The 19,938-nt window shown below is 43.9% G+C and carries 25 protein-coding genes; 10 read left to right on the plus strand and 15 right to left on the minus strand.

Annotation, left to right across the window (positions count from 1 at the left end; translation table 11 throughout):
• The 8 genes from HY807_05920 to HY807_05955 form a co-directional block, all read right to left on the minus strand.
• A complete protein-coding gene (locus HY807_05920) occupies positions 1-396 on the minus strand; it encodes a hypothetical protein (GenBank protein ID MBI4825944.1) in 396 nt (131 codons plus the stop codon).
• Positions 396-1,517: a glutamine-hydrolyzing carbamoyl-phosphate synthase small subunit gene (gene carA / locus HY807_05925; GenBank protein MBI4825945.1), complete on the minus strand. Its 1,122-nt coding sequence runs from the start codon at positions 1,515-1,517 to the stop codon at positions 396-398. The genes HY807_05920 and carA overlap by 1 nt, the downstream gene beginning before the upstream one ends.
• Entirely contained in the window at positions 1,508-2,782 is a 1,275-nt protein-coding gene (locus tag HY807_05930) for a dihydroorotase (GenBank protein ID MBI4825946.1), read from the minus strand. Before HY807_05930 ends, carA begins: the two co-directional genes overlap by 10 nt.
• On the minus strand, positions 2,779-3,699 hold the full coding sequence (locus HY807_05935; protein MBI4825947.1) for an aspartate carbamoyltransferase catalytic subunit: 921 nt from the start codon (positions 3,697-3,699) through the stop codon (positions 2,779-2,781). The genes HY807_05930 and HY807_05935 overlap by 4 nt, the downstream gene beginning before the upstream one ends.
• A gap of 6 nt (positions 3,700-3,705) precedes the next feature.
• Positions 3,706-4,230, minus strand: a complete 525-nt coding sequence (gene pyrR / locus HY807_05940) for a bifunctional pyr operon transcriptional regulator/uracil phosphoribosyltransferase PyrR (GenBank protein ID MBI4825948.1) — start codon at positions 4,228-4,230, stop codon at positions 3,706-3,708.
• Between the two features lie 148 nt (positions 4,231-4,378).
• Positions 4,379-4,969: a thermonuclease family protein gene (locus HY807_05945; protein ID MBI4825949.1), complete on the minus strand. Its 591-nt coding sequence runs from the start codon at positions 4,967-4,969 to the stop codon at positions 4,379-4,381.
• Between the two features lie 7 nt (positions 4,970-4,976).
• A complete protein-coding gene (locus tag HY807_05950) occupies positions 4,977-5,198 on the minus strand; it encodes a type II toxin-antitoxin system HicA family toxin (protein ID MBI4825950.1) in 222 nt (73 codons plus the stop codon).
• The gene (locus HY807_05955; protein MBI4825951.1) at positions 5,198-5,398 is read right to left on the minus strand and encodes a type II toxin-antitoxin system HicB family antitoxin; all 201 of its coding nucleotides are present in this window, start codon (positions 5,396-5,398) and stop codon (positions 5,198-5,200) included. Before HY807_05955 ends, HY807_05950 begins: the two co-directional genes overlap by 1 nt.
• 508 nt (positions 5,399-5,906) lie before the next feature.
• On the opposite strand from HY807_05955, the gene HY807_05960 reads away from it, so the two are divergent.
• Positions 5,907-6,386: a HEAT repeat domain-containing protein gene (locus tag HY807_05960; GenBank protein MBI4825952.1), complete on the plus strand. Its 480-nt coding sequence runs from the start codon at positions 5,907-5,909 to the stop codon at positions 6,384-6,386.
• 118 nt (positions 6,387-6,504) lie between these two features.
• Here the strand turns inward: HY807_05960 and HY807_05965 are convergent, their stop codons facing one another.
• Both HY807_05965 and HY807_05970 read right to left on the minus strand, forming a co-directional pair.
• A complete protein-coding gene (locus HY807_05965) occupies positions 6,505-6,774 on the minus strand; it encodes a nucleotidyltransferase domain-containing protein (GenBank protein ID MBI4825953.1) in 270 nt (89 codons plus the stop codon).
• A 90-nt stretch (positions 6,775-6,864) separates the two neighbouring features.
• Positions 6,865-7,005, minus strand: a complete 141-nt coding sequence (locus HY807_05970) for a hypothetical protein (protein MBI4825954.1) — start codon at positions 7,003-7,005, stop codon at positions 6,865-6,867.
• A gap of 462 nt (positions 7,006-7,467) precedes the next feature.
• On the opposite strand from HY807_05970, the gene HY807_05975 reads away from it, so the two are divergent.
• The 6 genes from HY807_05975 (at position 7,468) to hisF (ending at position 13,257) form a co-directional block, all read left to right on the plus strand.
• On the plus strand, positions 7,468-8,580 hold the full coding sequence (locus HY807_05975; GenBank protein MBI4825955.1) for a sigma 54-interacting transcriptional regulator: 1,113 nt from the start codon (positions 7,468-7,470) through the stop codon (positions 8,578-8,580).
• 294 nt (positions 8,581-8,874) lie between these two features.
• Positions 8,875-9,417: a macro domain-containing protein gene (locus HY807_05980; protein MBI4825956.1), complete on the plus strand. Its 543-nt coding sequence runs from the start codon at positions 8,875-8,877 to the stop codon at positions 9,415-9,417.
• A 25-nt stretch (positions 9,418-9,442) separates the two neighbouring features.
• Entirely contained in the window at positions 9,443-10,129 is a 687-nt protein-coding gene (locus HY807_05985) for a hypothetical protein (GenBank protein ID MBI4825957.1), read from the plus strand.
• A 55-nt stretch (positions 10,130-10,184) separates the two neighbouring features.
• On the plus strand, positions 10,185-11,549 hold the full coding sequence (locus HY807_05990) for a (Fe-S)-binding protein (protein ID MBI4825958.1): 1,365 nt from the start codon (positions 10,185-10,187) through the stop codon (positions 11,547-11,549).
• A gap of 124 nt (positions 11,550-11,673) precedes the next feature.
• Positions 11,674-12,396 (plus strand): 1-(5-phosphoribosyl)-5-[(5-phosphoribosylamino)methylideneamino]imidazole-4-carboxamide isomerase, encoded by a 723-nt coding sequence (hisA, locus tag HY807_05995; GenBank protein ID MBI4825959.1) that lies wholly within the window; start codon positions 11,674-11,676, stop codon positions 12,394-12,396.
• Positions 12,397-13,257 (plus strand): imidazole glycerol phosphate synthase subunit HisF, encoded by an 861-nt coding sequence (gene hisF / locus HY807_06000; protein MBI4825960.1) that lies wholly within the window; start codon positions 12,397-12,399, stop codon positions 13,255-13,257.
• On the opposite strand, the gene HY807_06005 is transcribed toward hisF, so the two are convergent.
• From HY807_06005 to HY807_06015, 3 genes are all read right to left on the minus strand, one after another.
• A complete protein-coding gene (locus HY807_06005; GenBank protein ID MBI4825961.1) occupies positions 13,254-14,261 on the minus strand; it encodes a hypothetical protein in 1,008 nt (335 codons plus the stop codon). The two genes, hisF and HY807_06005, sit on opposite strands and share 4 nt — an antisense overlap.
• 114 nt (positions 14,262-14,375) lie before the next feature.
• Positions 14,376-14,549 (minus strand): hypothetical protein, encoded by a 174-nt coding sequence (locus HY807_06010; protein MBI4825962.1) that lies wholly within the window; start codon positions 14,547-14,549, stop codon positions 14,376-14,378.
• 25 nt (positions 14,550-14,574) lie between these two features.
• Positions 14,575-14,757: a hypothetical protein gene (locus tag HY807_06015; protein ID MBI4825963.1), complete on the minus strand. Its 183-nt coding sequence runs from the start codon at positions 14,755-14,757 to the stop codon at positions 14,575-14,577.
• 140 nt (positions 14,758-14,897) lie between these two features.
• Here HY807_06015 and HY807_06020 point away from each other — a divergent pair, with 140 nt between their 5' ends.
• The 3 genes from HY807_06020 to HY807_06030 are packed head-to-tail and all read left to right on the plus strand — an operon-like array spanning position 14,898 to position 16,242.
• On the plus strand, positions 14,898-15,116 hold the full coding sequence (locus HY807_06020; protein MBI4825964.1) for a CopG family transcriptional regulator: 219 nt from the start codon (positions 14,898-14,900) through the stop codon (positions 15,114-15,116).
• Entirely contained in the window at positions 15,113-15,514 is a 402-nt protein-coding gene (locus tag HY807_06025; GenBank protein ID MBI4825965.1) for a putative toxin-antitoxin system toxin component, PIN family, read from the plus strand. Before HY807_06020 ends, HY807_06025 begins: the two co-directional genes overlap by 4 nt.
• Positions 15,514-16,242: a hypothetical protein gene (locus HY807_06030; GenBank protein MBI4825966.1), complete on the plus strand. Its 729-nt coding sequence runs from the start codon at positions 15,514-15,516 to the stop codon at positions 16,240-16,242. The genes HY807_06025 and HY807_06030 overlap by 1 nt, the downstream gene beginning before the upstream one ends.
• A 19-nt stretch (positions 16,243-16,261) precedes the next feature.
• Here the strand turns inward: HY807_06030 and HY807_06035 are convergent, their stop codons facing one another.
• Entirely contained in the window at positions 16,262-17,689 is a 1,428-nt protein-coding gene (locus HY807_06035; GenBank protein ID MBI4825967.1) for a helicase associated domain-containing protein, read from the minus strand.
• A 61-nt stretch (positions 17,690-17,750) separates the two neighbouring features.
• Positions 17,751-19,880, minus strand: coding sequence for a DEAD/DEAH box helicase family protein (locus HY807_06040; GenBank protein ID MBI4825968.1), 2,130 nt, complete (start codon positions 19,878-19,880; stop codon positions 17,751-17,753).
• Positions 19,881-19,938: the final 58 nt, after the last annotated feature.

Genomic DNA, 19,938 nt, shown 5'->3' on the forward strand with positions numbered 1-19,938 from the left:
TCAATTCACATCCGGCCTCAACTGTTTTGATAGCTGCAAAAGAGATATCTTCTGTTCTATCACTGAAAATACCCGGGACAGAGATAGTGACTTTTTTTTTACATCGTCAAAAACAGCCTTAAGCTCCTTCTCCCTGAAGATGAACTTTCTGAATAATACAAACAGTGTCATAAATAAAATTATCAGGCATATATAATAGATACCCGTCATCTCAAGATTAAAAGCAAGAAAGGCGTATATGCTTCCGCAAATTGCCATTGATAAAAGCATTGAAGCAAACTCACTATTATATATCCCCTCATGAAGCACACTGCCTTTATCTGCCATGTAAGAAGGCGTCACAAAGATAAGCTGTCCATCCTCTTTTCTTAATGAATACGAGTGATTAACCGGCATCAGCTAAACTCCTCCATCATCTTCTTAAACCTGCTGAATATATAACCTGAATCATTCGGCCCGGGAGCAGCCTCCGGATGATATTGGGACGACATTACGGGCAGCTCTACATGCCTGAGCCCTTCCTCTGTTCCGTCATAAAGATTCCTGTGAGTCAATATCATCTGGCCTTTCAGGCTCTCAAAATCAACACAGTAGTTATGGTTCTGCGCTGTTATCTCGACCTTTCCGGTTGAGAGGTCCATGACAGGATGATTACCGCCGTGGTGGCCGAATTTAAGTTTATAGGTCTTTCCTCCAAGCGCAAGCCCGAGAAGCTGATGGCCGAGACAGATACCGAAGATAGGTTTCCTGCCTAAAAGTTTTTTAGTGTTCTCAATTGCGTATGTGACCGTCTCCGGGTCACCGGGGCCGTTGCTTAGTACAACCCCGTCTGCCTGCTCGATCAAGACTTCAGCTGGTGTCATTGCAGGCGCAACAGTAACATCAAAACCGGCGCTATACAGATGCCTCAGAATATTTCTCTTAACACCGAAATCATAGACAAATATCTTCTTCCTCTTTATTCCCTCATTCACCGGCTGTTGTTTTCCCCATCTCCAGAGATGTTCATCCCACTTATAAATACTTTTAGCAGAAACTTCTTTCACAAAATCAAATGAAGAGATATTCGGATACTTCCTGACTTTTTCCAGAAGGCTTACGGGATCAAAATCTACAGAAGATATAATTCCGTTCTGAAGGCCGTTATCCCTTATATGCTGCGTAAGCGCCCTCGTATCAATGCCTTCAATTCCGACAATATTGTTTTCGCTCAGATAACTATTGAGGCTTTTATTGGAACGCCAGTTGCTCGGAAAATCAACGCTCTCCTTGACTATAAAACCGGCGGCCTTTACAGAGTCTGATTCAACATCTTCAGGGTTAACTCCGTAATTGCCTATTTGTGGATATGTCATTACAACTATCTGGCCTTTATATGACGGATCAGTGAGAATCTCCTGATAACCTGTCATTGATGTATTGAAGACGACTTCGCCGTATGTTTCTCCAACCGCGCCGAAACCTCGTCCCTCAAAAACCGTCCCGTCAGATAAGACTAAAAATGCCTTTACTCCCATTCCTGCACCTTTCCCATTGTTATGGTCTTCATGACCATGCCATTCAATTCCCAGCCGTTAAAAGGAGTATTTTTACCTTTAGATAAAAATTTGGCTGAATCAACTTTATACGTTCTATTAAGGTCAACGATAGCGATATCAGCATCAGCGCCCTCTGCCAAAGTTCCCTTATTGATTCTCATTATCTTAGAAGGTGTTACAGACATCATGGTGATAAGCTGCATCAGGTCAATTACCTTCTCATTTACAAGCCTGAGGCCTAATGAAAATGCGGTCTCCAGTCCTGAAATTCCAAATGCGGCCTTATCAAATTCACAGTTCTTCTCATCATAATGATGCGGAGCATGGTCAGTCGCTATTACATCTATAGTGCCGTCTTTGAGCCCTTCCTTTATCGCCTGAACATCCGCGGCAGTTCTTATCGGCGGATTGACCTTGAAATTCGTGTCATATCCGTTCAGTGATTCATCTGTCAAAGTGAAATAATGAGGGCATGTCTCAGCGGTCAGGTTAATGCCGCGTGACTTTGCGTCGCGGATCATACTGACCGATCCGCGTGAGGACACATGTGCAATATGCAGCCTGCCGCCTGTGAGTTCACATAGAGCTATGTCCCTTGCGACCATGACCTCTTCGGCAGCTCTTGGTATCCCGTGCAGGCCGAGTGTGGTTGACATAAGTCCTTCATTCATCACACCGCCTTCAGATAGCATCAGATCCTCACAGTGAGAGATAACAGGCACATCAAATATCCTCGAATACTCAAGCGCCCTTCTCATGATAAGACTGTTCATCACAGGCCTTCCGTCATCAGAGAAGGCAACACATCCGACATTTATAAGCGCTTCAAGTTCGGTAAGGCTCTCTCCACTCTGACCCTTTGTAATGGCAGCAATCGGATAAACCGCGCATGAACCTTCTTTGGCAGCCTTCTTCAGAATGAATTCAGCAACTGATATCGTGTCATTCACAGGATTCGTATTCGGCATACAGCATACACTCGTAAAACCGCCGCGCGCCGCAGCCATCGTTCCTGTGCTGATAGTCTCCTTATATTCAAACCCCGGCTCCCTGAGGTGTGTATGCATATCAACAAGACCCGGCATGACGATACAGTCTGAAGCATCGATTGTCTTATCAGCCTTTGGCGCCTTGCCCTTTGAGTAGATACCTTTTATCTTCTTCCCTTCAATAAGGATGTCTTTGTTTGAAGAGATATTCTGTGAAGGGTCTATTACCTTGCCGTTTATTATCAATATGCTCATTGTTTAACTCCTGAGAGAAGATACAAAACAGCCATCCTGACGGCGATGCCGTTTGTTACCTGCTCAAGTATAACGGATTGCGGCCCGTCAGCAACATCTGAAGCTATCTCAACTCCCCTGTTCATGGGGCCGGGATGCATTACTATAGCATCTTTTTTCGCAAGCTTAAGCCTCTCGCGTGTCAGCCCGTAAAGGTTAAAGTATTCCTTTAAGGATGGAAGATATCCCTTGCTCTGCCTCTCAAGTTGAAGCCTCAATGCCATCACAACGTCAGCGCCCTTCAGCCCCTCATCAATTGAATGAAAAACATCAACACCGGCCTTGTCCAATTCCGCAGGCATAAGAGTCGGAGGACATATGACCCTGACTTTTGCTCCAAGTTTTATCAAGGCATAAATATTCGACTTGGCAACCCTGCTGTGGGCGATGTCGCCTATTATCGCGACCTCAAGCCCTTTGATATCTTTTTTATAAGACTGGATAGTGAACATATCAAGAAGCGCCTGCGTCGGATGTTCATTTGAACCGTCTCCTGCATTGACCACTGAGATATTCAGAAATTTACTGAGATAGTGAGGCACGCCGGAAGAAGCATGCCTTATGATCACAAGATCCGCACCAAGCGCCTGGATCGTCAACGCGGTATCGAGTATTGTTTCGCCCTTTACAACGCTGCTGTTTGAGACAGAGAAGTTAACTACATCCGCGCTCAGCCTTTTGCCGGCAAGTGCAAACGATGTCCTTGTGCGTGTCGAGGGTTCAAAGAAGAGGCTGACAACTGTCTTGCCTCTAAGCGGCGGAACCTTTTTAATATCTCTCATCAAAACATCCTTGAAACCTGAAGCGGTATCAAGCACGTGATAAATATCCTCAGATGTTAATTCCTTGATGCCGAGAAGATGTTTTGATTTCAGCATATCTTTTTAATCAGACCCGTTGATAAGCATAACAGAGTCATCCTTTGAATTATCATGAAGGTTTACTTCAACCGTGTCACTGAAAGATGTAGGTATATTCTTGCCGACGTAATCAGCCCTTATTGGAAGTTCCCTGTGCCCTCTGTCGATAAGCACCGCAAGCTGTATCCTGGCAGGACGGCCGAAATCTATAAGAGCATCCATAGCAGCCCTTATGCTTCTGCCCGTAAACAGAACGTCATCAACAAGCACGACCGTCTTTTCATTTAATGAGAAGGGAATGTCCGTGGATCTGACCACCGGCTGTTCGTGCTTTGTATTGATATCATCTCTGTACAGAGCGATATCAAGTGAGCCGATTTCATCTATGGATTTGATCTGAGAGGCAAGCCGGTTTGCAACGACCACCCCGCCTCTCTGTATGCCGATAAGGCAGAGGTTGTCAGTGCCGCCGTTCCTTTCAATTATTTCGTGGGCGATCCTTGTGACCGCTTTCTCTATCTCTGTGCTGTTGAGTATCTCTTTGGACATTAAAAAAGCCTCCTGTCCTTTGAGAGGAAGAAGGCTCATAGAAATCCGGCTTAGGAGATGTCTGAGTTAACCTTCCTGGCCTCTCAGGACCAGATTAAAGGTGTTGGCAATATCTTAAAGCAAAGCCCGAACAGATGTCAAACAATTATTATTTTGAATGTCTAAATTCCCACGGCGGCCTTGGATTTGCCTGCTGCCATAAACCTAATCTTCTATTTCTTGCCCCTTCTTCCGCATTGATATAGTCACTTGAGTGCGGCCTGTCGAGATATTGCCGATAAGCCCACGCATACCCCCGCCTCACCATCTCCAGATTAATATCCATACCATTGTTTTCAATAAAACAGACTTCCCGTTTATAAGTTTTATCTCCGTTTAAGATGACTTTTACATCTTGTCCAAGAATGAGGCTTTCAAGTTCCTTGTCAGCTTCATCGCTATACGGCTGCCCGGCCTTCCCTTTCTTTGAAACTTCAGGAGTATCTATGCCGTACAGCCTGCATGTAAAAGACTTCCCGCCGCTGTCAGGCAATATCACAACCGTATCACCATCTTTAACCTTTGTAACCTTGCCTGTGATAGCACTTCCGGTATCTATCTTAGTTTCTGTATGCTCAGCATGTTTGGCAGGTTTGGTATTTAATGGCTTGTCAGGGGTGGTTTTGAAATAGGCAAAAAGAATTGATATGATGACGAGAGTTATAGAGAGTAAAATCTTCCTAAAGGTTCTGGGATTCATTATGAAATCACAAATTGTTAAATTCTTCTATGGTTAGTCCAGCTTGGTTTAATAATTTACGAAGCAAGCCAGGGCCGAGTTCTTTATGCTGGGGGATGGATAACGTCCAATGATAGCCGGGTTTTGTCATCATTACATGAGAGCCTTTTTGGCGGGAGACAGACCAGCCAGTCTTATGAAACTTCTTTATTGCTTCAGAACCGGAGCAGAGTTTTAGACTTTCGCTCATCAGACAGCGACTTCAATAAGTTTGGAGGGATCAAAGGACTGCTTGGACTCCATTACTTCAAACCAGCCTTCAATTGCTTCTTTAATATTTGCAATGGCTTCTTCGTAGGTATTCCCCTGAGAAAGACATCCTGGAAGTGCAGGAACTTCGGCTACATAATATCCTGCTTCATCCTTTTCTATTATTATGTGAAGTTTCATAGTGTCTCCTTTTTAGAAACATTGATATTGAAATCTACCATAGAGTTAATAATGCTGTCAAAAAAGATATGTTTTACCCCACCCCCTCTAAAAAGAGGGGTGCAGGGGTGTGTTGTTTTTTTCTTTGCCGTCATTCCGGCGGCTCCGTTGCTTAAAGTACCTACTTCTGGCCAGCCTACTTCTGGCTTCCCAGGAATCAACAATTATCGGAATCGGATTCCAATAATTTCTCCTTATCAAATGCTTGAAAGCAAAAACTCCTGAAACTCTGGAAGTACATTTTTATTAAGCATAATTTAACTTGCCGTATAACATGGGTGATTTAATATCCATGATATGCGGACAGCGGCATAACATGGATATTACCGGGCAAAGACCGCCATTCTTCAAGATAACATCTTAACCACACCACTATATTTTGTGGTTGTATTTTCATTGTCATACAACTATGATATTCATATTCCAGCAAATACGGATGGCAATATACTAATTGTTAGGGTTAAATAATATGAAGCCAATAATTATGTCACTTCTGATTTCATGTCTATTGTTTGCACCCACAGTAATATACGCCCAAGGGCAAGAGTATCGACCAGGTGGTGATGAATATTCTTCTACATGGTCTCGTTTTTATAACGGTGACCATGAACCCGAGCTTGACGATCCACTTATTGAAGCTGGGGAAAAAATGACATTGGTAATTTGCGAAGCCGTAAACAACAAAGATATGCGTTTTCGCCGCTACGCAATAAGTGCTTTAGGCTATATTGGAGATAAAAGGGCATTACCTACATTAGAAAACATTTTAAAATCAAAAGATGAAATTTATTATTTTCGTGGCGATGCCCTTCAGGCGATTTACCAAATCGATAAAATACTTGGCAAAAAATACGCCCTCGAATTTTGGAAAGAGCATGAATATCTTGAGATGTTACGAAAGGCTATAGAAAAAGACGCTAAGTGGTTAACAGAACCTACAGAAGAATAAGAACCCTAACCAGGCGCTTCACATGACCGGCGCAAGCGCCGGCCTGTGAGCTTGAGCGTTAAGATTGCTCATTGCCATATCCACATTTTCTTTTTCAGCGAGAAGTTGCCTATGAAGATTATCCATAGATTTTCACTCCGGTCTCTTCCACAAGATTGTTAAACAACGTCTTCTTGGAAAGGTCTATCAGGTCAACAGGTTTTGATAAACGCTTAAACAGCTCCGCATAAAATTTAAAAAACAATCGCGGTTCTATCCCTTTTACAGCAATATCTATATCGTTCGCCTCTTTGTCATTATCAACTGACGATCCGAAAAGGAAAACAGAAGCGACATTGATTTTTTTTGCACATTGTAAAATTATATTCTTATCAGCTTCAGTTATCATTATTCTATCCCCCTATTTTTCAATAAACTTCATATTATTATATCAAAGCCCAAAGGAAGAAATATTTCACATCCAACATCTTCCCACCCATCACGACCTCTCCGCTTTCTTCAACAGCTTATATGTATCCTCATATATCCGCTCACGCGGGCCGATGGCGACTATCTCGATCACATTCCTGGCTTCTCTGTAAATGATCCTGAACCTGCCATTATGATAATCACTTGTCAATAGAAAACTCCAATAGACTTATACAATTAGAGAATATGTCTGATATCTGCTATATTAGATTTAAACAATCTGAACATATTTGCATCCTGAAATAACCAGGGATTTAAAATGGAAAACAAGGCTGAAAAAGCAACATTACCTTCTGAGTTACCTTTACAGGCTGGCAACCCTGCGATGCCGGGTAATCAGAACTGTCATGACTGGGAAAACATTCTCGACAACATTACTGACATGATCACCATCCATGATATGAACTACAATATCATTCATGCCAATAAGGCTGCTCAGAAACTGCTGAAGTTGCCATCCTTAAAACATACCGCGGCAAAATGTTTTTTACACTACCACGGGGAAGATACCCCTCCTTCTGGATGCCCAAGCTGCGCATGTATCAATACAAAAGAACCTGTAACCTTTGAAAGGTTCGAGCCGTATCTGAACAAATTCCTTGAGATAAGGGCCATGCCGCAATTTAACAAAGAGAATCAGCTTATCGGTGTGATCCATATTGCCAGAGATATCACTGAACGCAAGCAGATGGAAGATGAGATAACCTCTCTCAAGAAACATCTTCTCACTGGAGAACTTGAGAATGAAGCGGCATTTTCATCGGTTGTTACAAGAAGCAAAAAGATGACGGCCATATTCCAATACATTGAGTCTGTGGCCAAGTCGGAAAAACCGATCTTCATAACCGGTGAAACAGGAGTAGGCAAGGAACTTATCGCAAAGGCTGCTCACATCGCAAGCGGACTAACAGGCAGCTTTATCGCTGTGAACGTTGCCGGGCTGGATGACACCATGTTTTCCGATACGCTCTTCGGCCACAAGAGAGGGGCGTTTACCGGGGCTGACAAGGAAAGGAAAGGATTGATCGTACAGGCATCAGGCGGAACTCTTCTTCTTGATGAGATCGGTGATTTACATATTTCATCTCAGGTTAAACTCCTCCGCCTTCTTGAAGAGCAGACTTACTATCCCCTCGGCTCGGATATTCCGGAGAAGAATAAAGCGCGGATCGTCGCGTGCTCCAATCAGGACATCGAGAAGCAGATGGAAGAAGGAAATTTCCGCAGGGATCTGTATTACCGCCTCTGTACGCACCATGTTCATATCCCGCCTCTGCGCGAACGACTGCAGGACATCCCTTTACTGGTCGAACATTTTCTGAAAGAGATATCATTCTGCATGAAGAAAAAGAAACCGGATGTCTCGCCTGAACTTATAACCCTGCTCTCAAACTATCACTTCCCGGGCAATGTGCGCGAGCTTCAGGCGATGGTGCATGACGCGGTCGCACTGCATAAATCCGGCCACCTGCATCTGGACAGTTTCAATGTTTACATTAAGCAGCGCCGCCCTCTTCCGAAATCAGCAGCAGCGCCGGCTGATGATAACTCCCCTTCCATTCGGGAAATGTTCGGACACTTCCCCACCTTAAAGGAGATAGAGAATCATCTCGTATCAGAGGCTATGAAATTCTCGAATGACAACCAGGGCAATGCTGCGTCGCTTCTGGGTATTACGCGGCAGGCGCTCAACCAGCGGCTCAAGAAAACAAATCAAAACTCCTGATATTCTGCATCGTCATTTTATTTTTCTTCATTGATAGCCATCTTCCTGCAATTTTTCTTGCATGAGCAATAAATATTGCTTTTAAAGAAACATTTATTTACAGGCAGTTAAGTGATATGTACTCTTTTTCCATAAAGTTTTATTTCTGCTCATATAGCAAGAACTAACATTAATAAACCACCCCTAACTCTTTGATTTTAATAGACAGTTTAATGATTATGAATGATTGGCACAGCCTTTGCTTTTACCAAATTGATCTCAAGAAGCAAAACTCGATTCAAAAGGAGAAAACTTATGCCAGTGCAAAAGCAGATCAAAAACAGCAAGCTTCGCATGGAGAAGGCTGATGTCACTGCTACGGAGGTTGACGCTGTCGTGTTCTATGCGCGGAGCGACTTGAAGCTCGGTTCCGGATTCGGGAACGCCATCGCGCTCAGGGGCGGGCCGACAGTAAGAAAGGAGCTGGAAAACCTCGGACCGCTGAATGTTACTGAGGCTGTATTTACCACTGCGGGAACCATGAAGGCTAAGCACATAATCCATGCGTGCGGGCCCAAGTTTCAGGAAAACGGCACAGATCAAAAACTGAAGGCCACTATTATCAACACCCTGAAGGTCGCGGAATCGATCGGCACGGAAAGCATCGCATTCCCTCCTATGGGAGCCGGGTTTTACGGGGTCCCGATAGATACAAGCGCCAAGATCACTATTGAAACGATCACAGATTATCTTAACAGCGGCTCAGAGATAAAAGATGTCATCATCTGCGCAAATGACAAGAGAGAGTATAACGCTCTTTTATCACAAATGAATGTCACGCAAAAAAAAGCAGTTTAAAACAAAATAATGAAAAGGAGAATCCATGAGTAATATATTACATTTTTCAGAACATACACTGCAGGAGATCGCCCTTGTGTTTATGGCAACCGTGTATTTCCTCAGGATCAAATGGTTCCTCAAGTGGACACTGGGTAAGGAGCGCCAGCCTGCGACCGGCATGGGAGATACCAATCCAAAGAAAGGCGCCCGTTATTCCCTGGGCATGATCATTAAGCCCTGGACAATGGAGAGTACCCGCACAAAGCCGTTCATGTATGCACAGTTCGTTCTGTTTCACCTTGGTGTCGTGGCTGCTATCGCGCTCTCATTTATTATCCCTTACGGCCCCGGGCTCCTGAAGTCCGCAGCGCTGGTTTCAGCTATTCAATTCATGACAGGCGCAGCGTTTATTGTTGGAATTATGAGAATTATCAGGAGGATCTCAAATCCGTACATGCGCGCCATCAGTTCTCCGGATGACCATTTTTCACTCATCCTCCTGACCTCATGGTTTGCCTTTGCATCCATGGCAGCCTCAAATGATATCTCCGGAGGTGAAGGCATTATGCAGACCTTTTTCCTTCTGACCGCTTTCTTCCTTATGTACGTTCCATTCAGCAAGATCTCACACTATCTCTATTATCCTTTTACACGCACATATATGGGAAGGAGTTTTGGCCGCAGGGGCGTATTCCCTCTCAGGAAAAAACCGGCTTACGATACGGTATAGAGGCCATAAAATGCGATCACCAAGTTTTAACAATATTAACTAACTGGAGGTTTATATGAATAATGGAAAGGATGTAAGATCTTACAAGGCGCAAAAAGTGATAGACCGCATGGGGCAGAAACTGTCGCGCCAGATCGTCGGCTCTCTGACAGCTTGCGTGCATTGCGGAATGTGCACGGACTCCTGCCACTATGTGCTTGCGAATCCGGGAGACCCTACTTATGCTCCTGCGTATAAGGCTGACCTGATAAGGAAGCTTTTTAAACACCACTATGACTGGACAGGAAAGGTCTTCCCGAAATGGGTAAAAGCAGGAAGCGTCTACACCGACCAGGAACTGGAAGAACTGAAAGACACGGTATTCGGCAAATGCACAAACTGCAGAAGATGCACGATCAACTGCCCGATGGGTGTTGACCTTGCGACCTTCAACCGTATGGCGCGCGGGCTTCTCTGCCACGTCGGCATCATGCCCGAGGGTGTAGAGTATGTGGCAAAGGAACAGTGGGAGATCGGAAACCAGATGGGCGTATTGAAAGAAGATTTTATCGGGACGATTGAGTGGCAGGAGGAAGAGCTGCAGGAAGAGATGCAGGACCCCACAGCTAAAATACCGATCGACAAGATGAACGCCGACATAGTCTATACCGTTAACCCTCGTGAAGTAAAACATGACCCGAGGTCGATACTTGATGCCGCAAAGATCTTTTACATGGCCGGAGAAAACTATACCATGCCGAGCGAAGGATGGGACATGACAAACTTCGGCCTCTTCAACGGCGATGATGACCTGGGCGGCGCTGTCGCAGCCAGGGTATATGACAACGTGAGAGAACTGAAGGGCAAGAAACTGGTTATGTCAGAGTGCGGACACGGTTACCGTTCAACAAGGTGCGAAGGGCCTAACTGGGCAAAACAGGACATTGAATTTGAAGCTGAAAGTTCAGTCATTACCATGCTGAGATACATTAAAGAAGGAAAGATAAAAGTTGACAAAACTAAAAATCCGGGAAGCTATACCTTCCACGATTCCTGCAACAACGCAAGGAGCTGCGGACTGACCGAAGAGCCGCGTGAACTGCTCAGCCTTGTGGTCGAAGATTTCAGGGAGATGTATCCGAACCGCGCTGAGAATTATTGCTGTACCGGCGGCGGCGGCGCTATGTCAATGTCTGAATACAAGTCAAGAAGGCTGAAGTCCGGAAAGGTGAAAGCAGAACAGCTCAGTGCAACAGGGGCAAAAGTCGTGGTCACATCCTGCCATAACTGCGTGGACGGATTAACAGATATCATCGGACACTATAATGTGGGAATGGGCGTTACACAGCTTGTGAACCTTGTGGCGAATGCGCTTGTCGTGGATGACAGGATCAGTGAGAATGCCATGAAGTATGCAGGCGAAGAGGCAGTGACAGCATAAACGCAGTGAAACCATATTCCAGCACTGCATTAAAGAGATGGGTATAACTATCAATGTATCCGGCAAAGCACCCGCAATGCCGGATACATTGATTTAGCAGAAAATGCTCTGATATACTCTTCACATGATTATTATTCCCGCGATAGACCTTAAGGACGGCAAATGTGTCCGTCTCCTGCAAGGCAAAAAAGAAGAGGTCACTGTCTATTCTGATGACCCTGCCTCAATGGCAAAGCACTGGGCAGACCAGGGCGCTGAACTGCTTCATGTAGTTGACCTTGACGGCGCATTCACAGGAGTTCAGAAGAACCTTGATAAGATCGTTGCGATAAGAAAAGCTATCAACATCCCCATTGAAGTCGGCGGAGGTATAAGGGATATTGAAACGATAAAGAAACTCATTGACCTTGGAATCGACAGGACTATCATAGGCACTTCTGCTATAAATCCAGAATTCATAATCAATGCATGCAAAAAATTCCCTGATAAAGTAATTGCCGGGATCGACGCGAAAGACGGCAAGGTCGCTCTCAAAGGCTGGGTTGAGGTCACTGGCCTTGATGCTCTGACCTTTGCAAAACAGATGGAATCCAACGGAGTCGCAGGGATCATTTATACCGACATCTCAAGAGACGGCATGCTGACCGGGCCTAATATCGATGCGATGGCTAAAATGGCAGAGAACGTCCATATCCCGGTTATCGCGTCAGGCGGTGTATCCAAACTTGCTGATATAGGAAGCCTCGCAAACATAAAGAACCTTTGGGGTGTGATAACAGGCAAGGCTCTGTATGAAGGCACTATGAAATTAGATGAAGCTATCGCCTTGGCAAAGGTAAATAATTAAATGTTAGCCAAGAGAATCATCCCATGTCTTGATGTCAAAGACGGCAGAGTGGTCAAGGGAGTTAACTTCCAAAACCTCGTTGATGCAGGTGACCCTGTTGAGAACGCAAAGTTCTATGACGAGCAGGGAGCGGATGAACTTGTATTCCTCGACATAACAGCCTCTCATGAAAAACGCAAAACAATCCTTGATGTCGTAGCACGGACAGCAAATGATGTCTTTATGCCTTTGACTGTCGGCGGCGGGATAAAGACAATAGAAGATATCAGAGACCTTCTCAACGCAGGCTGCGATAAGGTATCGCTAAATACAACAGCTGTTCGCGATCCGTATTTCATCAAAAAGGCGTCAGAGAGATTCGGCAGCCAGTGCATCGTTGTGGCGGTCGATTCTAAAAGGGTCATACCGAATATGGAGTTCGAGCCTGATGAACCATGGCTTAACTGGCTGAGTGATCCATTCTTGAGTGAGGTAAAACTTACCCCCCCTTCGCCCCCCCTTAGTAAGGAGGGGGTATGGGCATTATCAACTCACGGAGGCAGAAAGATGAGGCGGCTTGACGCGATCAAGTTTGCAAGAAAGATGGAGCAGCTCGGCGCAGGCGAGATACTTCTTACAAGTATGGACAGAGACGGAACCAAGATCGGTTTTGATATTGAACTTACGAGGAAAATTGCTGAAGCTGTTTCAATCCCTGTTGTCGCATCCGGAGGCGTGGGCACGCTTGAGCACATGCGTGAAGGGCTTGTTGAAGGCAAAGCAGACGCGGCGCTTGCAGCGTCAATATTTCACTACAGGGAATTTTCTATAAAAGAGACAAAGGAATACTTGAAATCAAAAGGCGTTCCGGTCAGGCTTTAATTCATCACAATAGCGTACTGTTTTAATATCTCATCTGTTGCGGGCTTTACTTTCAGAGGATAAATTTCATCTCCCCTCTTTACCAATACATCTACTTCATCAAGGTTCTTCGCATCAGAATATCTTGCGCATAATGAAGCTGCGGTATTCAGTATCTCATCACTTTGCGCACCTGATACCAATGTGACAGGACTGCCGTAGCCGGGGACATGCATTGTGTAATCGGCATCTTCTACAAGTGATAAGATAGCGTCATTCTCCTCCTTCTTCCTTCCGACGATGACCTTGCATTCAGGAGAAAGCCTGAAGTGCCTGCCGAGCCTGAGGAGATTGATATCCTTGTATGAGGGATCACTTATATGAGAAAAGAGTTCCTTCAGCCTGAAAGAATAATTCGGCTCGGTGAGAAGACATCCGCCTGCAGGAGCAGGATATTCCGTCAGACCAAACTCAGCAGCAAGCGCCATCTGAGGTTTTCTTGACCTGCCGAAAAAATCATAAAGCAGATCACGATTGACCATCCCCTTCTCTTCCGGGATAGTTATCTTTAAATGTTTCGCAGTAAGCGGCCTGAGCACAAGTCCTTTTACATTCGCCTCTCTGTCGATCACAGGAAATGTGTCCCTCCTCTGGCTCATCGGCCTCTGTCCAATGACCTCGCCTGTCACAAGAAAATCAGCGCCAGACATCTCCATCATCGCCTTTGCCTCCCTGAGCATCAGTATCCTGCAGTCAAGGCATGGGTTCATGTTCCTGCCATGTCCAAACTTAGGATTTTTCACTATTTCCAGGAACTTATCAGACAGATGTGAAAGTTTTACGTCAAAACCAAATTTCAGAGAAGCTGAGAACGGATCCTTGGAACATGATGATTTATCCCCGATACTGCACCCGAAATGGTTCATGAATGTAATTGCGGTAACCTCAACACCCTGCTTCATTACTGCGAGTATCGCAAGTGTGCTGTCAAGTCCGCCTGAATATAATGCTATCGCTTTTGCCATGTATGAAGGTAGCAAGTAAAGAGTTTATAAGTCAAGAAAGAGCTGTATGTAGGAGCGACGAGGGCAAGGGATATGCTATGGTGATTAGAGAAAAACTCTGTTGTTAGTCAACTTTTACTTCTTGTTTTTTTTGATAATCTCTTTGTAAATATCACTGGCTGTCTTGTTGTCAAAAAGCTTTTTCTTGATTTCAAGGTAGTCTGTCTTTTGAGACATGGTTTCCCTAAAGAAAAAAGCGGATTTTGTGATCCCTAAATTTTTCATACAGGTGTCAATATAAACTTTCATTTTCCTCTCCCACTGAATATTGCCTTCAAATCGCGTAAGCCTTCCTCCGAACTATTTTAACTGCGTTATCAATATCCTTCATCGTCAATTTAGTTTTCTTAAAAGCTTCTCCTGCGACTTTAAACGCTGCATCAAGCCTGTCCTGCGGGGAGAGAGCGGAAAGAATAAAATCATCAGGATTAATTTTCTTGGCTGTAGCCGTACTCATTTTTGCACCTCCTTTTGGTTATTCTAACATAAACGGGTTTTGCGATTACTGCAAGATGAAAGAGGTTGTTGCAAACATAACTAAATAGATTCCTTGCAATGCCTGATTTGTGTATTGTATTGTAGTTCAGGAGGTGTGTTATGAGAACAGTCTTATCCGTGAGTCTTCCTGAGAACATATCCAAGGAACTCGATAAATTTGCAAAGAACACAGGACGGAACAAGAGCGATATCATGAAGGAATCCTTGAGCCTGTTTCTATGGGAAATGAAGCTCCGTGCAGTACAGAAGAAGCTCGGGCCAAAGGCAAAGAAGCTCGGCATTGTAAGTGAAGAAGATGTTTTTAAAGCGATATCATGATCGCCGTATTTGATACCAACGTACTTATTGCCGCGATTATCAGCGAAGGAATTTGTTCAAAGTTATTGTATAGAGCCCGCGTCAGAGAATTTTCTCTCGTCTCATGCCCCTTTATTATTAAGGAACTCCGGCGCATCCTCTCCAAGAAATTCAAACTTTCCATTGAAGAAACAGCATTGGCTATAGACCCGATAAGTGAAGCGATTGATGAGATCCTTGAGCACAACATCAAGGTCTCAAATATTTGCAGGGATACTGACGATGATAATGTCCTCGCCTGCGCACTCGCGGCAAAAGCAGATTACCTTGTGACCGGGGACGCTGATCTGCTTGTGATAAAGAGTTACAAGGGTATTAAGATCATAACTCCGAGGGATTTTGAGGCGTTGTTTGAGTGATGAAATGCAAACTTACTGGAAAAGAAGGGAAAGGAGTAAGTGCTCATATCATTCCAAAGAGCTTCTACGCCATTGACCCTGATGAAAAACTGCCTACAAAGTTATTAACGAGCACAGAAGGCCACTATCCAAAAAGATGCCCTATCGGTATCTATGATAATACGATCGTCACAGAAGAAGGTGAGAGAATATTTTCCGAATGGGATGATTATGCAGCCGAGATCCTACTTGATAAAAAATCAGATTTCGAGCCAATGAGCCACAATGGTAAAATATTCGCATTTCAGATTTCAGAATATGACTACACCAAGCTGAAATTATTTGTTCTGTCTGTACTGTGGCGCGCCTCTGTTTCCAGCCAGCCCTTTTTCCGAAGGGTGAATTTAGGCCCGTATGAAAAGTTACTCAGAGAAACCCTTCTTTCTGGCAACCCTCAAGATACCAATTGGTTCGCTGTAAGCATAGCAAAATGGTCGGACCATGTAATCGGCCATAGAATGATGGATCCCTTCCGTACAAAATTCGATGGAATAAACTATTATGTAATCTACCTTGAGCAGTACATCGTTTACTGCAAAGTTGATCAACGAGTTGCTGATAAAACATTTCAGGCAATCCAATTGAAGCCAAACGAACCTTTAATTATTGTGGGTAGGGAACTCAGTACAAGTAAAGAGCAAGCGATTATTTATAATATTGTAAGAAAGCATACAAAACAATCTCTCTAAGGTAAACATGTAACCTTTTTTAAGGACTCTTTTTTTTCTTCCACTTAAACCCAATCCCCTCAAGCCGCTTTATCCTCTCAGAATCCAGCTTACCGTTCTTGTAATTTCTTCTCTGAATATATTGCCAAGATTCGAGTTTGAATCCATCGGATGTTTTGTAGTTCCAAGTAGCATTGGCATCACCTATCTGTTCTTTGTATCTCAATGTCTCTTGAAAACCTTTTTCAAAGGATTCTTCTAATAAATCCCATTTAACTCCAATCTGATCAAGCCTTTTTTTCCTCTCATGTGACAGTTTGCCTTTTTTATAATACTGCCTTTGACGGCTTTGCCAGCTTCCGAGGTTATATCCATCGGGTGTCGTGTATTCAAAAGGGGCATTACTGTCGCCCGTCTGCTGCTTATATTTCAGGGTTTCCTGAATTCCTTTTTCAAAGGTGGCTACTATTCGCACCCATTGGAATCCGATTTCTTCAAGACATTTTATCTTTTCAATATAAAGTTTGCCATTCTTGAAGTCTTTTCTTTGTTTAGATTGCCAGTTTCCAAGGTTATATTTTTCAAGTGTCGTGAAGTTTACAGGAGCATTGGGATTGCCTGTTTCTTCCCTATATTTCAATGTCTCCTGAAAACCTTTTTCAAAAAGTCCTTCATATAAATTTCTCTTAAACCCAATCTCCTCAAGCCTTTTTATCCTCTCAGTATCCAGCTTGCCATTCTTGTAATTTTGTCTTTGCTTGCTTTGCCAGTCTCCAAGGATAAATCCATCGGGTGTTTGATAACAAACAGGGGCATTGGCATCACCTGTTTGTTCCTTGTATCTCAATGTCTCTTGAAATCCTTTTTCGAAGGTATCTTCTAATAGCACCCACTTAAACCCAATCTCTTTAAGCCTTTTTATCCTCTTAGCGTTCAGTTTACTATTCTTAAAGTTATGTTTTTGTGTGCCTTGCCAACTTCCAAGGTTAAATCCATCGGGTGTTTTGTAACTTTGAGGAGCATTGGCATCACCTGTTTGCTCTTTATATTTTAATGTCTCTTGCAGGCCTCTATTAAATAATTCATCAAGTTTATTCCATATAAACCCAATATCCTCAAGCCGTTTTATATTCTCAATATCCAACTTGCCTTTTCTGTAGTTTTTTCTTTGCCAACCTTGCCAACTTCCAAGTTTATATCCATCGGGTGTTTGATAACTAACAGGAGCATTGGGATTGCTTGTCTGTTCTTTGAATCTCAATGTCTCTTGGAAACCCTCCTCAAAGGCAGTATCATGTTTACCCCATATAAACCCAATATCCTCAAGCTTCTTTATCCTCTCAGAATCCAACTTGCCTTTTCTGTAGTTTTTTCTTTGCCAACCTTGCCAACTTCCAAGTTTATATCCATCTGGTGTTTGATAACTAATAGGAGCATTGGGATTGCTTGTCTGTTCTTTGAATCTCAATGTCTCTTGAAAACCCTCCTCAAAGGCAGTATCATGTTTACCCCATATAAACCCAATATCCTCAAGCTTCTTTATCTCCTTCGGAGGTTATGTATTTACTAGTAGAATTGGCATCACCAAAATCTTCTTTATATTTAATCGTTAACCCATACCAGAAATCCCATTGTTTACCTATCACCTCTAAGGTTCTTGTCTGAAGCGTATTGATAAACCGTGCCTGGTTAATTCTGGTAGGAAGGTTGAAAACTTCAACCTTTTCGCTATACTCAGCCATAGCATCTTTCCATGCCTGTGTGTCTTCTTCTCCCTTCCCCTGCATAACTCTTAAATTTGAGACCATACTCTCAAGCCTCTGATCCTGATCCATCATCGCCTGAAGAACCTGCCAGACTGCATTGAAATCCGAACTCTCTATAAACTTTTCAGGGTCTTGGGTATCTTCTACAACAACAGGTATGAAGACATAGCCGGTCTTCTTCCACTCTGCATTCCTCATCGCCCTTCCTGTTGCCTGCACTATGTCAATGAGACTTTTCTTGGGGTCTATGAACGCGACAGTATCTACCGCAGGGACATCCACTCCCTCGTTCAGGCATCTGGCGTTGCTCATTATCCCAAGTGCCGCCTTTTTAAACTCCCTCATATAACTGTTTCTCTCACCCGTTGACATTGTGACGTTTACATGAAAGAATCCTGACGCATCGTTTTTAATATCAGGACTGAGCATATTGAATATCCGGTCAATGTCGTATGGTATCTTCGTATCTGTAAAATCTCTGGCCCCTTTTACTCTGCTATGGAATGTGAATATCTTCTTAAGTCCATACGCGTTTATTCCTTTAACAAGGGCGATGCGCTTTGCAAGGGCTTTGGCATCCCACTCTTGACCATCATCTGTGACAACCCTTCCGGACTGCCGTATGGTCTCTCTCACCTCTGAATCAGTAACGCAGATAACAACGATCTTGTAATCCGTGATATGCCCTCTTGCAATGGCTTCGCCAAAGGTCAGTTCATAGAACGGTTTTCCGTAAACAGAAGTGTCATCCATGCTGCATATCAGCACATCGTTCTCTTTTGCTTTCTTTGTGATATGAGGGGCATAGATTCTTGGAGTAGCGGTCATGAAGATCCTTTGCCTGACAGGAACTTTTGCATCATCAAGCGCGGTATTCCATACTCCTGCTTTAGACCCTGTCGTCCTGTGCGCCTCATCAAAGATAGCAATATCAAAAATTATCCCTGCTTTGATAGCTGCCTCTGAAAGAACTTTGCTTGACTGGTATGTCGAGAAGAGGATTGAGACTGTTGCAGTTTTGGTTGTGAGATACTCCTTCACTGTTTCAACATCGGTTGTAACAGGAATATCCATTTCATAAAGATGCTCAACAGGTGAGTCATTCCCCAGATCAACTGTTGTATCACTGCACAGGCACAAGTAACGAAATGGTTTGATGGAAGAATTTTCAGCCCATTCTCTTAATGTCTGACTCATGAGGGAAAGACTTGGCAACAGCACAAGTATATGTTCACCGCCAAGCTTCTCAGCGATCCACATGGAGACGAGTGTTTTACCTGTTCCGCACGGCAGTATCAGTTGCCCTCTTTTGTTATCCTTAAAATAGTCTGATGCTTTATCTATGGCTTCCTGCTGGGTCATGTTAGGAGTCTTCTTCTCCTGCGGCGGGACAGACTGTTCCTTCAGATATGCCCTGAGACGCTCAAAGAAATCAGGAGCAAGGCTGTCAAGACGGTCAATAAGCACACGGCTGTTTCGAGTCCTGTCATTTATGGCGGAAGGAAGTTTTTTAGCGTTTGTTATTGTGATGCGCCAGTCAGCCTTGTCTGACATCGTAAAGAATGTGGAGAGTTCCCTGAGTGTGGGAGTATTATCGGGATTCTTTCTGAACTTCGCCTGATACGCGAAAAGCTTTCCATCTATCGTTACTGCCAGGCCGTCTATCCCGATGTCCTGAATTCCCGGGTATCCAAGTCGGCTGCGTAAAGAAGGCGAAATCTCATTATGACGAAAGACCTCATTGAACTGATACGTGGGCTCCAGAAGAAAGAACGGTTTACAGAACTCCTCAAACGCCTCTCCTCTCTCATTTTCAGTGGGCAGATTTGAGATACGGGACTCAAGTTCAGCCCACGATGAAACACCATCCAGCAGCTTTAATAGCATTTTCAATTATAATCACCTGAACTATTATACCGAGTAGTGAAAAATTAGAGAATATAAAAAAGTT

Source organism: Nitrospirota bacterium (assembly GCA_016207885.1).
Classification (GTDB): domain Bacteria; phylum Nitrospirota; class Thermodesulfovibrionia; order UBA6902; family UBA6902; genus JACQZG01.

What these genes read in the sequence shown, in the direction of transcription:
- HY807_06030 (MBI4825966.1), top strand. Translation starts at nt 15,514, where the DNA reads ATGAAATGCAAACTTACTGGAAAAGAAGGGAAAGGAGTAAGTGCTCAT.
- HY807_06020 (MBI4825964.1), top strand. Translation starts at nt 14,898, where the DNA reads ATGAGAACAGTCTTATCCGTGAGTCTTCCTGAGAACATATCCAAGGAA.
- HY807_06015 (MBI4825963.1), bottom strand. Translation starts at nt 14,757, where the DNA reads ATGAGTACGGCTACAGCCAAGAAAATTAATCCTGATGATTTTATTCTT.
- HY807_05975 (MBI4825955.1), top strand. Translation starts at nt 7,468, where the DNA reads ATGCCGCAATTTAACAAAGAGAATCAGCTTATCGGTGTGATCCATATT.
- HY807_06005 (MBI4825961.1), bottom strand. Translation starts at nt 14,261, where the DNA reads ATGGCAAAAGCGATAGCATTATATTCAGGCGGACTTGACAGCACACTT.
- carA (MBI4825945.1), bottom strand. Translation starts at nt 1,517, where the DNA reads ATGGGAGTAAAGGCATTTTTAGTCTTATCTGACGGGACGGTTTTTGAG.
- HY807_05945 (MBI4825949.1), bottom strand. Translation starts at nt 4,969, where the DNA reads ATGAATCCCAGAACCTTTAGGAAGATTTTACTCTCTATAACTCTCGTC.
- HY807_05955 (MBI4825951.1), bottom strand. Translation starts at nt 5,398, where the DNA reads ATGAAACTTCACATAATAATAGAAAAGGATGAAGCAGGATATTATGTA.
- HY807_06025 (MBI4825965.1), top strand. Translation starts at nt 15,113, where the DNA reads ATGATCGCCGTATTTGATACCAACGTACTTATTGCCGCGATTATCAGC.
- HY807_06010 (MBI4825962.1), bottom strand. Translation starts at nt 14,549, where the DNA reads ATGAAAGTTTATATTGACACCTGTATGAAAAATTTAGGGATCACAAAA.
- HY807_05935 (MBI4825947.1), bottom strand. Translation starts at nt 3,699, where the DNA reads ATGCTGAAATCAAAACATCTTCTCGGCATCAAGGAATTAACATCTGAG.
- HY807_05930 (MBI4825946.1), bottom strand. Translation starts at nt 2,782, where the DNA reads ATGAGCATATTGATAATAAACGGCAAGGTAATAGACCCTTCACAGAAT.
- HY807_05980 (MBI4825956.1), top strand. Translation starts at nt 8,875, where the DNA reads ATGCCAGTGCAAAAGCAGATCAAAAACAGCAAGCTTCGCATGGAGAAG.
- HY807_05960 (MBI4825952.1), top strand. Translation starts at nt 5,907, where the DNA reads ATGAAGCCAATAATTATGTCACTTCTGATTTCATGTCTATTGTTTGCA.
- HY807_05990 (MBI4825958.1), top strand. Translation starts at nt 10,185, where the DNA reads ATGAATAATGGAAAGGATGTAAGATCTTACAAGGCGCAAAAAGTGATA.
- HY807_05920 (MBI4825944.1), bottom strand. Translation starts at nt 396, where the DNA reads ATGCCGGTTAATCACTCGTATTCATTAAGAAAAGAGGATGGACAGCTT.
- pyrR (MBI4825948.1), bottom strand. Translation starts at nt 4,230, where the DNA reads ATGTCCAAAGAGATACTCAACAGCACAGAGATAGAGAAAGCGGTCACA.
- HY807_05965 (MBI4825953.1), bottom strand. Translation starts at nt 6,774, where the DNA reads ATGATAACTGAAGCTGATAAGAATATAATTTTACAATGTGCAAAAAAA.
- hisF (MBI4825960.1), top strand. Translation starts at nt 12,397, where the DNA reads ATGTTAGCCAAGAGAATCATCCCATGTCTTGATGTCAAAGACGGCAGA.
- HY807_05950 (MBI4825950.1), bottom strand. Translation starts at nt 5,198, where the DNA reads ATGAGCGAAAGTCTAAAACTCTGCTCCGGTTCTGAAGCAATAAAGAAG.
- hisA (MBI4825959.1), top strand. Translation starts at nt 11,674, where the DNA reads ATGATTATTATTCCCGCGATAGACCTTAAGGACGGCAAATGTGTCCGT.
- HY807_05985 (MBI4825957.1), top strand. Translation starts at nt 9,443, where the DNA reads ATGAGTAATATATTACATTTTTCAGAACATACACTGCAGGAGATCGCC.